The 12,799-nt window shown below is 72.8% G+C and carries 15 protein-coding genes; 7 read left to right on the top strand and 8 right to left on the bottom strand.

Annotation, left to right across the window (positions count from 1 at the left end; genetic code table 11):
- Nucleotides 1-4 precede the first annotated feature (4 nt).
- On the top strand, nt 5-529 hold the full coding sequence (locus H9641_RS00630; protein WP_191800066.1) for a DUF6912 family protein: 525 nt from the start codon (nt 5-7) through the stop codon (nt 527-529).
- Nucleotides 530-630: 101 nt separating this feature from the next.
- Here H9641_RS00630 and hisN read toward each other — a convergent pair whose 3' ends face one another.
- The 5 genes from hisN to H9641_RS00605 all read right to left on the bottom strand — a co-directional run bounded on the left by hisN (nt 631) and on the right by H9641_RS00605 (nt 5,586).
- A complete protein-coding gene (hisN, locus tag H9641_RS00625) occupies nt 631-1,410 on the bottom strand; it encodes a histidinol-phosphatase (RefSeq protein ID WP_191800064.1) in 780 nt (259 codons plus the stop codon).
- Between the two features lie 3 nt (nt 1,411-1,413).
- On the bottom strand, nt 1,414-2,547 hold the full coding sequence (rsgA, locus tag H9641_RS00620; protein WP_191800062.1) for a ribosome small subunit-dependent GTPase A: 1,134 nt from the start codon (nt 2,545-2,547) through the stop codon (nt 1,414-1,416).
- Nucleotides 2,547-3,890 (bottom strand): 3-phosphoshikimate 1-carboxyvinyltransferase, encoded by a 1,344-nt coding sequence (gene aroA, locus H9641_RS00615; protein WP_191800060.1) that lies wholly within the window; start codon nt 3,888-3,890, stop codon nt 2,547-2,549. The genes rsgA and aroA overlap by 1 nt, the downstream gene beginning before the upstream one ends.
- Before the next feature lie 251 nt (nt 3,891-4,141).
- Nucleotides 4,142-4,768, bottom strand: coding sequence for a DoxX family membrane protein (locus H9641_RS00610; RefSeq protein WP_191800058.1), 627 nt, complete (start codon nt 4,766-4,768; stop codon nt 4,142-4,144).
- Between the two features lie 272 nt (nt 4,769-5,040).
- Nucleotides 5,041-5,586 carry a ferritin gene (locus tag H9641_RS00605; protein ID WP_191800056.1) on the bottom strand — a complete coding sequence of 182 codons (546 nt, stop codon included), beginning with the start codon at nt 5,584-5,586 and terminating at the stop codon, nt 5,041-5,043.
- Nucleotides 5,587-5,722: 136 nt separating this feature from the next.
- Here H9641_RS00605 and H9641_RS00600 point away from each other — a divergent pair, with 136 nt between their 5' ends.
- Nucleotides 5,723-6,529 carry a sigma-70 family RNA polymerase sigma factor gene (locus tag H9641_RS00600; protein WP_056646784.1) on the top strand — a complete coding sequence of 269 codons (807 nt, stop codon included), beginning with the start codon at nt 5,723-5,725 and terminating at the stop codon, nt 6,527-6,529.
- The gene (gene rsrA, locus H9641_RS00595; RefSeq protein WP_191800054.1) at nt 6,526-6,849 is read left to right on the top strand and encodes a mycothiol system anti-sigma-R factor; all 324 of its coding nucleotides are present in this window, start codon (nt 6,526-6,528) and stop codon (nt 6,847-6,849) included. The genes H9641_RS00600 and rsrA overlap by 4 nt, the downstream gene beginning before the upstream one ends.
- Nucleotides 6,850-7,044: 195 nt before the next feature.
- On the opposite strand, the gene H9641_RS20865 is transcribed toward rsrA, so the two are convergent.
- The gene (locus tag H9641_RS20865) at nt 7,045-7,119 is read right to left on the bottom strand and encodes a 50S ribosomal protein bL37 (RefSeq protein ID WP_156968370.1); all 75 of its coding nucleotides are present in this window, start codon (nt 7,117-7,119) and stop codon (nt 7,045-7,047) included.
- 148 nt (nt 7,120-7,267) lie between these two features.
- On the opposite strand from H9641_RS20865, the gene H9641_RS00590 reads away from it, so the two are divergent.
- The 3 genes from H9641_RS00590 to H9641_RS00580 are packed head-to-tail and all read left to right on the top strand — an operon-like array spanning nt 7,268 to nt 9,743.
- Nucleotides 7,268-8,203 (top strand): DUF4097 family beta strand repeat-containing protein, encoded by a 936-nt coding sequence (locus H9641_RS00590; RefSeq protein ID WP_191800052.1) that lies wholly within the window; start codon nt 7,268-7,270, stop codon nt 8,201-8,203.
- Entirely contained in the window at nt 8,203-8,805 is a 603-nt protein-coding gene (locus H9641_RS00585) for a PadR family transcriptional regulator (RefSeq protein WP_191800050.1), read from the top strand. The genes H9641_RS00590 and H9641_RS00585 overlap by 1 nt, the downstream gene beginning before the upstream one ends.
- A complete protein-coding gene (locus tag H9641_RS00580) occupies nt 8,802-9,743 on the top strand; it encodes a DUF4097 family beta strand repeat-containing protein (protein WP_191800048.1) in 942 nt (313 codons plus the stop codon). Before H9641_RS00585 ends, H9641_RS00580 begins: the two co-directional genes overlap by 4 nt.
- A 207-nt stretch (nt 9,744-9,950) precedes the next feature.
- On the opposite strand, the gene H9641_RS00575 is transcribed toward H9641_RS00580, so the two are convergent.
- Both H9641_RS00575 and H9641_RS00570 read right to left on the bottom strand, forming a co-directional pair.
- Complete coding sequence (locus H9641_RS00575) at nt 9,951-10,583, bottom strand: GDSL-type esterase/lipase family protein (RefSeq protein ID WP_318244296.1); 633 nt, start codon at nt 10,581-10,583, stop codon at nt 9,951-9,953.
- 116 nt (nt 10,584-10,699) lie between these two features.
- Nucleotides 10,700-11,614, bottom strand: a complete 915-nt coding sequence (locus H9641_RS00570; RefSeq protein ID WP_191800046.1) for an aldose 1-epimerase family protein — start codon at nt 11,612-11,614, stop codon at nt 10,700-10,702.
- A gap of 146 nt (nt 11,615-11,760) precedes the next feature.
- On the opposite strand from H9641_RS00570, the gene H9641_RS00565 reads away from it, so the two are divergent.
- Nucleotides 11,761-12,756: an aldo/keto reductase gene (locus H9641_RS00565; RefSeq protein WP_191800043.1), complete on the top strand. Its 996-nt coding sequence runs from the start codon at nt 11,761-11,763 to the stop codon at nt 12,754-12,756.
- The last annotated feature ends 43 nt before the right edge of the window (nt 12,757-12,799 follow it).

Genomic DNA, 12,799 nt, shown 5'->3' with positions numbered 1-12,799 from the left:
TCCCATGCGCATCTACGTTCCCGCCACCGTCGACGAGCTCGACGCCGTCACCGTGACCGGCGACGAGGCCGTGTGGTCGCTCGCTCCGCGAGCCGCTCACGCCGTCACGTCCGCCCTCTCCCGCGAGCTGCCCGACGAGGACGAGGAGGGCCTGGAGTTCGCCGCGGCCCTCGAGGCCGCCGACGACTCCCTCGCGCTCATCGCCGGCCGGGTCGGCGCCCCGCGTCAGCGTCTCGTCGTGACCGTCGACGTCCCCGACGAGATGGTCTCGCTGACCGAGCCCCGCGGCGGCGAGACCGCCGAAGACGTCGCGCCCAGCGCGGTCGAGGTGACCGCGACCATCCCCGAGGTGCGGATCGTGTGCGTCCACGTCGACGAGCCCGAGGCCGCGACCGACATCGCCGACGTCTTCGCAGCCGCCGACGAGGACCGCGACGAGGACCTCGACGCGGCCCTCGACCGCGTGAGCGAGCGCGACCTGCTCTGGTACGACTGGTCGGAGCTCAAGAGCGTGCCGCGCGAGAAGTAGTCGTGCCCAGAACAAGGTTGTGGTCGCTATCCCACGGATAGCGACCACAACCTCGTTCTCGGCAGGTAGGAGAAGCCCGTCAGCAGCTCACGACGGACCCGTCAGGACAGCCGGCCCAGGACGTCGTCGTGCAGCAGCCCGTTGGTCGCCACGGCGTTGCCGCCCCACGGTCCGGGCGCGCCGTCGAGCGACGTGAAGCTCCCGCCGGCCTCGGTCACGATGGGGACCAGGGCGGCCATGTCGTAGAGCTCGAGCTCGGGCTCGGCGGCCGCGTCCACGGCACCCTCCGCGACGAGCATGTAGGACCAGAAGTCGCCGTAGGCGCGCGTGCGCCACGTCTCGCGGGTCAGGTCGAGGAACGCGTCGAGCTTGCCGCGCTCCTCCCAGCCGGACAGCGACGAGTAGGACAGCGACGCGTCCTCGAGCCTGCTGACCTTGGACACGCTCAGGCGGCTCGCGGCCGCGAGCGAGCGCCCCGTCCACGCGCCCGTGCCCTTGGCGGCCCACCAGCGGCGGCCCAGCGCGGGCGCGGACACGAGCCCGACGACGACCTCGTCGCCGTCGGCCAGCGCGATGAGCGTGGCCCACACGGGGACGCCGCGGACGAAGTTCTTGGTCCCGTCGATCGGGTCGACGATCCAGCGCCGCGCGCCGTGCCCGGACTCGCCGAACTCCTCGCCGACGATCGCGTCACGGCCGCGAGCCCGCGAGAGGTGGCTGCGGATGATCTCCTCGGCCGTGCGGTCCGCGTCGCTCACCGGGGTGTTGTCCGGCTTGGACTCCACGGTCAGGTCGAGGGCCTTGAAGCGGGACATGGTGTGGGAGTCGACCTGGTCGGCGATCACGTGAGCCAGGCGCAGGTCGTCGTCGTAGGTCGGCATGGCTCACACCGTACCGGTGCGCGCGGCCAGCAGACGGCGGAACGACTCGACACGCGCCGTGCGCGCCGCCTTCTCCTCCTCGGGCGAGGCCTCGAGCCAGTCGTCGAGCGCGCAGTCGGGCGCGCCGTCGAGGTGCGTGCAGCCGCGCGGACAGTCCTCGGCGACCACGTCGAGGTCGTCGAACGCCTTGAGGAGGTTCTCGACGTCGACGTGCGCGAGCCCGAACGAGCGCACGCCGGGCGTGTCGATGACCCACCCGGCGGGGTTGCCGTCGGCGTCGGGCAGGCGCAGCGCGACCGCCGACGTCGAGGTGTGCCGGCCGCGGCCCGTCACGTCGTTGACGACGCCCGTGGCGCGGTAGGCGTCCGGGACGAGCGCGTTGACGAGCGTCGACTTGCCGACCCCGGAGTGGCCCACGAGCACCGACGTGCGGCCCTCGAGCTCGGCCCGCACGGCCTCGAGCGGCTCGATCCGCCACGCGTCCTCGGCCGTGTCCGAGCTGTTGTGGCCCGGCTCGTCGCCGTGGCCGCTGCGCCCCTCCTGCTCGAACCCGTCGGCGGTCCCGTCGTCGTGCACCCGTCGCGTCACCACGACCTTGACCCCGATGGGCTCGTAGAGCTCGCGCAGGGGCGTCGCGTCCGCGAGGTCCGCCTTGGTGAGGCACAGCAGGACGTCCATGCCCGCGTCGTACGCGGCCACGACGCAGCGGTCGATCATGCGCGTGCGGGGCTCGGGCTGGGCCAGGGCCGTGACGATCACGAGCTGGTCCGCGTTCGCCACGATGATGCGCTCGTACGGGTCGGTGTCGTCGGCCGTGCGGCGCAGCGTCGAGGTGCGTTCCTGGATGCGCACGATCCGCGCGAGCGTCCCGTCCTCGCCCGTGGTGTCCCCGACGATGTCCACGCGGTCGCCGCACACCACGCGGTTGCGGGTCAGCTCGCGGGCCTTCATCGCGAGGATCGTGCGCTCGTCGGGGGTGTTCTCGTCGAGCAGGAGCGTGTAGCGCCCGCGGTCGACGCCCGTGACGAGCCCGGTCTCGGCGTCCTCGTGCTGGGGACGCTGCTTGGTCCGCGGGCGCGAGTTCTTGTTGCTCGCCCGGTCGCGGAAGTCGGACTCGTCGCGGACGCGCCGCGCCATCAGCTCGCCGATCCCTCGGCGGTCAGCATGCGGCCCCACATGTCCGTGAAGCCGGGGAGGGTCTTGGCGGTCGTGCCGACGTTCTCCACGAGCACGCCCGGGACGCGCAGCCCGATCAGAGCCGCCGAGGTCGCCATGCGGTGGTCGTGGTACGTCCGGAACGTGGTGCCGTGCAGCGGGCGCGGGGTGATGACGAGGCCGTCGTGCGTCTGCTCGGCCTGACCGCCGAGGCGCGTGATCTCGGTCGCGAGCGCGGCCAGGCGGTCGGTCTCGTGCCCGCGCAGGTGCGCGATGCCGCGCAGCCTGCTGGGGGAGTCGGCCAGCGCGGCGAGGGCCGCGATGGTGGGGGCGAGCTCGCCGGCCTCGTGCAGGTCGATGTCGATCCCGCGGATCTCACCGGTCCCGGTCACGACCATGACGCCGTCGACCAGCTCTGCCTGGCCGCCCATCGCCGTGAGGAGCTCGGCCATCATGGCGCCCGGCTGGGTCGTGACCGTGGGCCAGCCCGGCACGCGCACCGTGCCGCCGACCACGAGGGCCGCGGCGAGGAAGGGGCCGGCGTTCGAGAGGTCGGGCTCGACGTAGACGTCGCGCGCCGCGATGGGGCCGGGCGACACGGTCCAGGTCAGGGGGCGCGAGTCGTCGACGTGCACGCCGACCTCGCGCAGGACCTCGACGGTCATGTCGATGTGGGGCACGCTCGGGAGCGTGGGCCCGACGTGGCGCAGCGTGAGGCCCTGGTCGAACCGGGCCGCGGCGAGCAGCAGACCCGAGACGAACTGGCTCGACCCCGACGCGTCGACGTCGACCGTGCCGCCGCGCACCGCGCCGTGCCCCGTGATGGTGAAGGGCAGGGTGTCCTGGCCCTCGACGGGCACGCCCAGGTCGCGCAGCGCGTCGAGCACGGGGCCCATGGGCCGCACGCGGGCACCCTCGTCGCCGTCGAACCGCACGGTGCCGTCGGCCAGGGCCGCGACCGCGGGCACGAAGCGCATGACCGTGCCCGCGAGCCCGCAGTCGATCTGGGCGGGGCCGCGCAGGTCGCCGGGAGTCACGTGCAGCTCGCTGGGGACGTCGCCCTCGGTGATGCCCACGCCCAGGTCGCGCAGCGCGGCGGCCATGAGGTCGGTGTCGCGGCTGCGCAGCGCGCCGCGCAGGACGCCGGGCCCGTCGGCCAGGGCCGCGAGGACCAGGAGGCGGTTCGTGAGCGACTTGGACCCGGGGACCGCGACGGTCGCGTCGAGCGGACCGCCGGCGGTCGCGCCGGTCCGGCTGGGCGCGGGCCATGCGGCCGGGTCGAGGGCGGTCTCGTCGGAGCGGGCGGCAGGAAGGTCGCTGGTCACATGCCCCAGGTTATTGCACGGGGTGCGGGGAGCGGGCTTCGGTCCGGAGCGCGGCGGGAGCCCGACGGCGCGGCGCGCGTGCGCTGCACGCTCACCCGCGGTGGACGCGCACCCGCCCGACGGCGTCGCTCGCCCGCGCGCCCAGGTCACCGTGCAGCGGGGCACGCCGCGGCCCCGCCGCACGGTGCGTGCGCCCGGGAACCGTGGCGTCGGCGGCCGAGCAGGACGACCGGCCTGCCGGCACGCCGAGGTCAGGAGGAGACGGCGCCCTTGACGGAGTCGACGGCCGACCGGGTCGCCGAGCTCGCAGCGCGACGGGCCTTCCGCGAGGCCTTCGCGGCGCTGTCCGTCACGGTGTGCGCGGCCTTCTCGGCCGTGGACCCGATCGTGTGCTTGGCGGTGTCTACCTGGTGCTTGGCGGTCTTGGCCAGCGCGAGGTCCTTGCGCGCGCGGTCCACGCGCCAGCGGACGCCCGGCCGGCCCTCGTAGTCGGCACCGGCGATGAGCGCGGCGCCGATCGCCCCGACGTTCGCGACGAACTTGCGGGTGCGCACGTCCCGGGGCACGTCGCTCGGGGTGAAGGGCTGGTTGACGACCGCGAGCGGCACGCTGAGCGCGGCGAGCGTGAGCGCGGCCGTGCGCGGAGCCTTGCCGAACGCGAGGAACAGCCCGGCGACCGCGGTCGTGGCGCCGTGCACGCGGACCAGGGCCGCGACCTGCTTCTCGCTGAGGGGGTCCTCGACGCCGAGCTGCTGCCCGACCAGGCTCACGCCGCGGCGTGCGGCGCGCACGTGCTCGGCGGGCTTGAGGGCGGCCTGCACGCCGTCGTAGATGAACCAGGAGGCCAGCATGGGCCTCGCGACGTGACGCAGCAGCATCGGTGGATCTCCTTCGTCGAACGGTGGCCGCGGGCAGCGACCGGGTCCGGGGTGCCGGGGACGCCCTCGGTGCGTCCAGCCTGTCCCATCGCTGCTCAGCATGCCACCGGGCGTGCGCCCTCGGGGCGACGCGCGCCGGGGGAGCGGGGTGATCGAGGGCCAGGCGCCGGTCAGCGCCCTGGGCGAGCGCCGCCGTCGGGCACGACGCTCCAGGGCCGCGCACGGCGAGGGCGGAGCCGGGACGAGCCCGGCTCCGCCCTCGGTGCGTCGGGTCAGAGAGCCCCGCCGGCCGCCTCGGGGGCGTCGGCGGACTCGCCACCGTCGCCGATGGTCTCGCGTGCGACGTAGTTCTCGAGGTCGAACAGGTTCTCGCCCGCACGACGTGCGACCGTCAGGAGCGTCGTGGCGGAGGCCACCTCCTCGACCTGCTCCTTGAGGAACCACAGCAGGAACTGCTCGCCCAGGGCGTCGCCCTCCTCGCGGGCCGCGCGGAAGATGGCCTCGATCTGGTCGGTGACCTGCTTCTCCTGGTCGAGGGCGAGCTGGAGCGGTTCGAGGACCGAGTCGAAGTCGTTGCGGACCGCGCCCGTGCCGGGGATCGTGATGTCGAGGTCACGGTCCAGGTGGTACTGGACGATCATCATGGCGTGGTTGCGCTCCTCGACCGCCTGGCGGTAGAAGTGCGCCGCGAGCTGCGGGAGGTCGTGGGAGTCGAACCACACCGCGATGGCGATGTACTGCTGGTGGGCGTCGAGCTCGTGGCCGACCTGCTCGCGCAGGAGGGTGCGGAACCGGGAGTCGGGAGTCGTGGTCGTCATGCGCCTCACGCTAGCGAGGATCGTCGTGGAGCACACCCGATGGTTGCCTGTCCTCACCGAGCGCAGCCTTGCCTGTGCCGCACGGCCCGCCGCGGGCCGTGGGAATGTCGGCAGCGGCCGGACGGTTGTGCTGAGCGTGACATGTGTACTGGAAGCGGAAGCCGACAAGAGCGCCACCGCTGCACCGAGCCTGGAGGTCGTGCCGTTCGGCGCGATCGCCCCTTCAGCGCTCTCGGCGGACGCCCGACCATCTGGGGGACTAGGCTCGTTGTCGATGACGGATCAGATCAGCAGCAGCGCAGGCGACCTCGCGGGAGCCGACGACGCCGAGGACACCAACCGGGCTCCGGCCACGGAGAGTGACGCGGCTCGTTCGGCGCGCTTCGAGCAGGACGCCCTGGTGTACCTCGACCAGCTCTACTCGGCGGCGCTGCGCCTGACGCGCAACCCGACCGACGCGGAGGACCTGGTCCAGGAGACCTTCACCAAGGCGTTCGCGGCGTTCCACCAGTACCGTCCTGACACCAACCTCAAGGCCTGGCTCTACCGCATCCTCACGAACACGTTCATCAACAACTACCGCAAGAAGCAGCGCGAGCCGCTGCAGTCCGCGGCAGAGGACGTCGAGGACTGGCAGATCCACCGCGCGGCGTCCCACACGTCGCAGGGGTTGCGCTCGGCCGAGGCCGAGGCGCTCGACAGGCTCCCGGACTCCGACGTGAAGAAGGCGCTCCAGGAGCTGCCGGAGGACCGTCGTATGGCCGTGTACTACGCGGACGTCGAGGGTTTCCCGTACAAGGAGATCGCCGAGATCATGGGCACGCCGATCGGGACCGTGATGTCGCGGCTCCACCGTGGTCGGCACCAGCTGCGTGATCTGCTGAGCGACTACGCAAAGGACCGAGGACTGGTGGGGGCCAAGACCCCCGGAGGTGAGTCGTGAGCAAGCAGAACGTGAGCACGGAGGCGGAGGAACCCGTCATCGTGCCGATCCCTCACTCGACCGAGGGCGAGACGGAGTGCGAGCACGCGCTCAAGCACCTGTACGAGTACCTCGACTCGGAGATGACCTCCGACGACGAGGTCCGCATGCGCGCGCACGTCGCGCACTGCTCGCCGTGCCTGGCCGAGCTGAGCGCGGAGGAGCTGGTCAAGCAGCTCGTGCGCCGCTCGTGCCACGAGCAGGCGCCGGCGGAGCTGCGGCTGCGCATCCAGGCGCAGTTCACGGTCCTGCGGACCACCACGGTGATCGAGACCTTCTGACGCCTGCGCGCTCGCGGGCGTGACGCCGTCGGGCAGGGGTCCGCTTCCCGCAGCGGGCCTCTCACCGCGGCCGGCGGTCCCCGCTGGGCGAGAAGAACCGAGAACGACGAAAGGGCCTGTCCTCACCGCAGTGAGGACAGGCCCTTCGTCGCACTCGCCCTCAGGCGCGTGATCGCGGCCCTGGCGGGCTCGTGATCAGGCGTTGGGGCGCTTGCCGTGGTTCGCTGCGCTGCCCTTACGGCTGCGACGCTTGCGTCCGCGCTTGCTCATGATTGCTCCTCACGCCGGATTCTGTCTGCTCAATGTTCCCACATCCAGGGCTTGTCCTGGTCCAAGACGCGATATATCGTGTGGAGAGAGACGCGATACATCGCGTCATCCACCACGAGCGGGACACCGCAGGGGCGCGAGGAGAGACATGGCTACCGAGAGCTGGACAGTGACGGGTCCCCAGACCATCGACGTCGGGCCCGTGGAACGCCTCGACGCGAACCTGCTGAACGGGCGCATCGACGTCGTGGTGCACGACGAGCCCGGTGTCCGCGTCGAGATCCACTCGATCGAGGGCCGCCCGCTCGAGGTGCGCCTCGACGGTGACCGCCTCCGGGTCGGGTACTCGCCCACGGGCGGCTTCCAGGGCTTCCTCGACTCGTTCCGCAACTACCGCGGCAAGGACCGTGCGGACGTCTACGTGGGGGTCCCGGCCCACGTCGCGGTCAAGCTCGCGACCGTGCGCGGCGACGGCCTCGTCGCCGGGACGCACGCCAAGGTCTCGGTCGCGACCGTGGGCGGGTCCGTCATGACGACCCAGACCACGGGCGCCGTGCGCGTCGACACCGTCTCGGGCGAGGTCACGGTGCGCGACCACGTGGGCACGCTCGTCATGGACTCGGTCTCGGGAGACCTCACGGCCTCGGGTTCGCTGAGCGACGTCAAGCTCAACACCGTGTCCGGGAACGTCACGCTCGACTCGAGCAGCACGCCCGACTCCATGAACGTCAACGCCGTCTCGGCCGACGTCCTGGTCCGGGTCCCCGAGCCCGACGCGCTCGACTACGCGCTGCGCTGCGTGAGCGGCCGGCTCGTGGTCGACGGCGTCGAGCACCGGGGCACTCCCGGTGGTGCCTACCGCCAGGGCGGCCCGGCCGCGGCCCCCGGCAAGAGGCTCCAGGTCAACTCGGTCTCGGGGAACGTCACGGTCCTGCGGGGCGAGGCTGAGCGGCCGGGAGCATGGGGAGCGCCCGACGACGCCCCGACCGACGCGTACCCCGGCTACGGCGCCCCGTGGGGCACCGCAGGCGTGCAGGCGCCCTGGACGACCGACGGGCCTGCGGACGGACCGGCGGACCGCTGATGGCCTCCGTCTTCGCCCACGGAGAGCTCCGGCTCTACCTCCTCGCGCTGCTCGAGTCCGGACCCAAGCACGGGTACGAGCTCATGACCGAGCTCTCCGACCGGTTCGGCGGCACGTACCGGCCGAGCGCGGGCACCATCTACCCGCGCCTCGCGCGGCTCGAGGAGGAGGGGCTCGTGCGTCGCAGCGACGAGGCCCGCAAGTCCACCTACGAGCTCACGCCCGCGGGTCGGGCCGAGGTCATGGCCCGCCGGGCCGACGTCGCGGCGCTCGAGGACGGGATCGCGCAGACCGTCCGGACCCGGGCACAGGCGCTGCGCACCGACATCGAGGGCTCGATGCAGGGCCTGCGCGCCGAGCTCGCGGCCGCGGCCCAGGAGGCACGGGTACGCCCACGTCCCGCGGCGTCCCCGGACCCCCGGCGCGGCGAGTCCTACGCGCGCCGCGTCGAGGCGGAGGCTCTCGTCCAACGCTTCCGCGACGACGTGCGCGCGGACCTGAGGCAGGCCGACGCGAGCAGCGCCGTGACCGAGCTGACGCTCGAGACGCTGCGCACCGTGCTCGACTCCGCGCGCAGGGCCGTGCGGGGGACGCTGCGATGACGGGCCACGACGGGCAGCCGCCCCCGGACCCGCGTCCCGACGGCAGGCGAGAGGACCAGCAGCACCTGGACGACCAGCTCCACCAGCACGACCAGCAGCACGACGACCGGCACGACACGCAGACGCAGAAGGAGAACGACATGGGCACCGAGTCCTGGGTCATCGCAGCACCGCAGCAGATCGAGGTCGGCGAGGTGACCTCGCTCGTCGTGGGCCTCACGAACGGCGCGATCGAGGTCGTGAGCGACCCGGCGCGCGAGTCAGGCGCGAGCATCGACGTCACCGAGGTGGGCCCGCGCCCGCTGCACGTCACGTCGCACGCGGGCGAGCTCCGCGTCGCCTACGACTTCGCCGGGGTCGAGGGGGTCGTGGACCGCGTCCGCGGCCTCAAGGACAAGGACACCGCTACCGTCCGCGTCGTGCTCCCCGCGCACCTGCCCGTGAAGATCGCCACGGCGCGCGCGGCGGTCGCCGTGACCGGTACCCGGGCCGACGTCTCCGTCACCACGGCAGACGGCGCCGTGACCGTCGACGACACCGTCGGCGTGCTCGCGGTGAAGTCCGCCGCCGGTCGGGTCGCCGCGACCGCGCACGAGGGGGACGTCCGGGTCAGCACGGCCTCGGGCCGCGTCGAGGTCGGCGGACGGCTCGGTCGGGTCACGGTCAGCACGGTCACGGGCGACGTGGTCGTCGAGGCGCGCGAGACCACGCCGCTCGTGACGGCCAAGACCGTCTCGGGAGACGTGACGCTGCGCCTGGGGCAGGGTGCGGGGGTCAACCTCAAGGCGCGCGCCGTCACGGGCAAGGTCGTGCTCGACGGGGCCCCGCTCCCCAGCACGCAGTCGCGGACCACGTCGGTCGACCACTCGGACGGTACGAGCGGCGCCTACGTCTCCGCGAGCTCGGTCTCGGGGAACCTCACGGTCTCGCGCGCCTGAGGTCCCACGTCCTGGGGCTCCTGCCCCCGCCGTGCGACGGACAGCGGCTCGTGCCCCGAGGAGGGGGACGAGCCGCTGCAGTCTTCGCCGGCTCCGACGTGAGCCGGACCGTCCGCCCCGGTCCGGTCACCGTGGCCGCGCTGTGCGGTGGCCCCGGCCGGCGGGGAGGTCACCCTCGGCGGACGGCGGGCGAGACGCCCGCCCGGCCTACGCGACGTCGTCGGGCAGGCCCAACCAGGCGTGCCAGCCGGTGTGGAGGACGAGCCAGGCCATGAGCCCGTAGCCCGCCTGTCCCGGGTACCCGCCCACGCCCGTCGCGAGGTCCGCGAGCCACTGCTCGTGCGTCACGAGCGGCGTGAAGGTGTCGACGTACGGGACCCGTCGCCGGTTCGCGACGTCCGCGAACGCCCCCGAGAGCTCCGCGAGGCGGTCGTTGTCCTCGGGTCGGCCCGGCGGGGGACCCACCACGAACACGGGGAGACGACGCTGCTCGGCCACGTCGAGCACGTTCGCGAGGTTGAGCCGCGACCTGGCCACCGACAGACCGGCGTCCAGGTCGTGCCGTCCGAGCGCGATGACGAGACGGTTGTCGGACTCGGGGTCCGGGTGGAAGCGCTTGGTCGACTCGAGGTCCCAGCGCTGGCTCATCGCCGTGGTCGTCTCGCCAGGGATCGCGAGCGGGAAGGCCATCGCCGTCCCGGGGAAACGGGAACGGGCGACGACGCGCCCGACCCAGCCGAGGCCCTTGGCGTCGCCGACGCCCGCGATCAGCTCGTCGCCGACCACGCAGATCCGTACTTCAGGTTCTCCCACGGTGATGTGCTCCTCGTTCGCTCGCACACCATTGTCTGTCACGACCGGGGTCCCGTGCGGGACGTCAGGCCGGACGGACGACAACTGGTGCCGGAGGCGACCATGAGGGCGGCCGCCGCCGGCACCTGCCGGGCTCCACCGGCTCAGAGCAGCGTGGCGCCCCACGTCGTCTCGTGCGACGCACCCGGGGCGAGGCGCACCAGGCGATCGCCCGAGCGGAACGCGTCCGCGATGCAGCTCATGGGCTCGGCCGCGACGCCCGTGCGGCGGTACGCCGTGGCCGACACGTGGTCGCCCGTGCAGACCTGCCACGTGTCCATCGAGGAGTCCATCCAGACCGCGGCCGTCCGGCCGTCGGGTGCGCCGAGCCGCATCCACGACAGGCCGTCCTCGTCGCGCAGCACGTCGACGTAGGCGTCGTCGAGGTCGATCCCGGCCAGCAGCCGCGGCTCGCGCAGGTCGAAGTCGCCGGCCGCGGGCTCGGTACCCGTGGGCAGGAGCCGCTCGTCCGTGGTGACCCGGGTGCTCGCGTCGAGGCGCAGCGTGCACTCGTCGACCGACGCGTCACCGGGCGAGAGCCACGGGTGGAACCCGACGCCGTAGGGGGCGTCGGTGCCGCCCACGTTCGTCGCACGGGTCGTGACGCGCAGGCCGGCGTCGGTCAGCGCGTAGGTCACGCGTGCGACGAGGTCGAACGGGTAGCCGGGGGTCGGGACGAGGTGCAGCTCGAGCGTCACGGCCGACGCGGACTGCTCGACGACGTCCCAGCGCTCCCAGCACACCAGGCCGTGGATCGCCGTGTTCCGCGGTACCTCGGTGATCGGGAGCTGGAGCGCGGCGCCGTCGAACTCGTACTGCCCGTCACGGAGCCGGTTGGGCCAGGGGAGCAGCACCGCTCCGTGGGACGCGGGGGCGAGCTCGGTCTCCGAGAAGGGGGTGAAGACGTCGCGCCCCCCGACCGTGTACTCGCGGATCGCCGCGCCGACCTCCGTGACGGTGACGTGGTGGTCCCCGTGCTCGATACGGATCTGGGCGCCCGAGGGTGGTTTGATGTTCACGATCACATACGTTACTGGGTGCGGAACACCGCGCGAGCAGCCACAGTAGAACCCGGTCGTGCTGCCCGCAGGGGCAGCAGGCCGAGCGACGCACCGTCCCCGGCCCCCGGGCGACGGGAGCACCACCGCAGGACGAGGAGGAACACATGGAACGAGGAGTGCTCGGACGCACAGGAAGGCTGGTCTCGGTCGTCGGGCTCGGCACCTGGCAGCTCGGCGCGGACTGGGGAGAGGTCAGCGAGGACGACGCGCGCGCCGTCCTCGACGCCTCGGCCGAGTCGGGCGTGACCTTCTTCGACACCGCCGACGTCTACGGAGACGGCCGCAGCGAGGAGATCATCGGCTCCTACCTGGCGGACAACCCCGGCGCGGGGATCACGGTCGCGACCAAGATGGGCCGTCGGGCACCGCAGGTGCCCGAGAGCTACACGCTCGCGAACTTCCGCGAGTGGACCGACCGGTCGCGACGGAACCTGCGGACGGACCGGCTCGACCTCGTCCAGCTCCACTGCCCGCCCTCCTCGGTCGTCGACGACGACCAGGTCTACGACGCGCTCGACACGCTCGTGGCCGAGGGCGCGATCGCGGCCTACGGCGTGAGCGTCGAGACCGTCGACGAGGCGCTCGCGGCGATCGCCCGGCCGGGGACCGCGACCGTGCAGATCATCCTCAACCCGTTCCGGCTCAAGCCGCTCGACGAGGTGCTCCCCGCGGCCTCCGACGCGGGCGTCGGGATCATCGCCCGCGTCCCGCTCGCCTCGGGCCTGCTGACCGGCAAGTACACGCGCGAGACGACGTTCGCGGAGAACGACCACCGGAGCTTCAACCGGGACGGCTCGGCGTTCGACGTCGGCGAGACCTTCTCCGGGGTCGACTTCGAGACCGGGGTCACGGCTGCGGGGGAGTTCACCGCGCTCGTGCACGACGTCCTCGGCCCCGACGTCAGCCCCGCGCAGGCAGCGATCGCCTGGATCTGGCAGCAGCCAGGTGTCTCGACCGTGATCCCCGGCGCGCGCAACGTGCAACAGGCCAGGGCCAACGCGGCGGCCGGGTCGGCCGAGGTCCTCGGCCCGCTCTTCACGTCCGGTATCCGCGAGATCTACGACCGGTACCTGCGCGAGTCGATCCACGCGCGCTGGTAGGTCCTGTATGACGAAGGCCGCCTCCCCGTCGGGGGAGGCGGCC

It is taken from the genome of Oerskovia merdavium (assembly GCF_014836755.1).
Classification (GTDB): Bacteria; Actinomycetota; Actinomycetes; order Actinomycetales; family Cellulomonadaceae; genus Oerskovia; species Oerskovia merdavium.
The sequence above is the reverse complement of the archived record's forward strand: the minus strand, read 5'-3'. Positions and strand labels throughout refer to the sequence as shown.

Bases quoted from the DNA above. Each gene is read 5' to 3' on its own strand.
- rsgA (WP_191800062.1), bottom strand. From the start codon at position 2,547: ATGGCGCGGCGCGTCCGCGACGAGTCCGACTTCCGCGACCGGGCGAGC.
- H9641_RS00585 (WP_191800050.1), top strand. From the start codon at position 8,203: ATGGCCTCCGTCTTCGCCCACGGAGAGCTCCGGCTCTACCTCCTCGCG.
- H9641_RS00590 (WP_191800052.1), top strand. From the start codon at position 7,268: ATGGCTACCGAGAGCTGGACAGTGACGGGTCCCCAGACCATCGACGTC.
- H9641_RS00610 (WP_191800058.1), bottom strand. From the start codon at position 4,768: ATGCTGCTGCGTCACGTCGCGAGGCCCATGCTGGCCTCCTGGTTCATC.
- H9641_RS00630 (WP_191800066.1), top strand. From the start codon at position 5: ATGCGCATCTACGTTCCCGCCACCGTCGACGAGCTCGACGCCGTCACC.
- H9641_RS00605 (WP_191800056.1), bottom strand. From the start codon at position 5,586: ATGACGACCACGACTCCCGACTCCCGGTTCCGCACCCTCCTGCGCGAG.
- hisN (WP_191800064.1), bottom strand. From the start codon at position 1,410: ATGCCGACCTACGACGACGACCTGCGCCTGGCTCACGTGATCGCCGAC.
- H9641_RS00580 (WP_191800048.1), top strand. From the start codon at position 8,802: ATGACGGGCCACGACGGGCAGCCGCCCCCGGACCCGCGTCCCGACGGC.
- H9641_RS00565 (WP_191800043.1), top strand. From the start codon at position 11,761: ATGGAACGAGGAGTGCTCGGACGCACAGGAAGGCTGGTCTCGGTCGTC.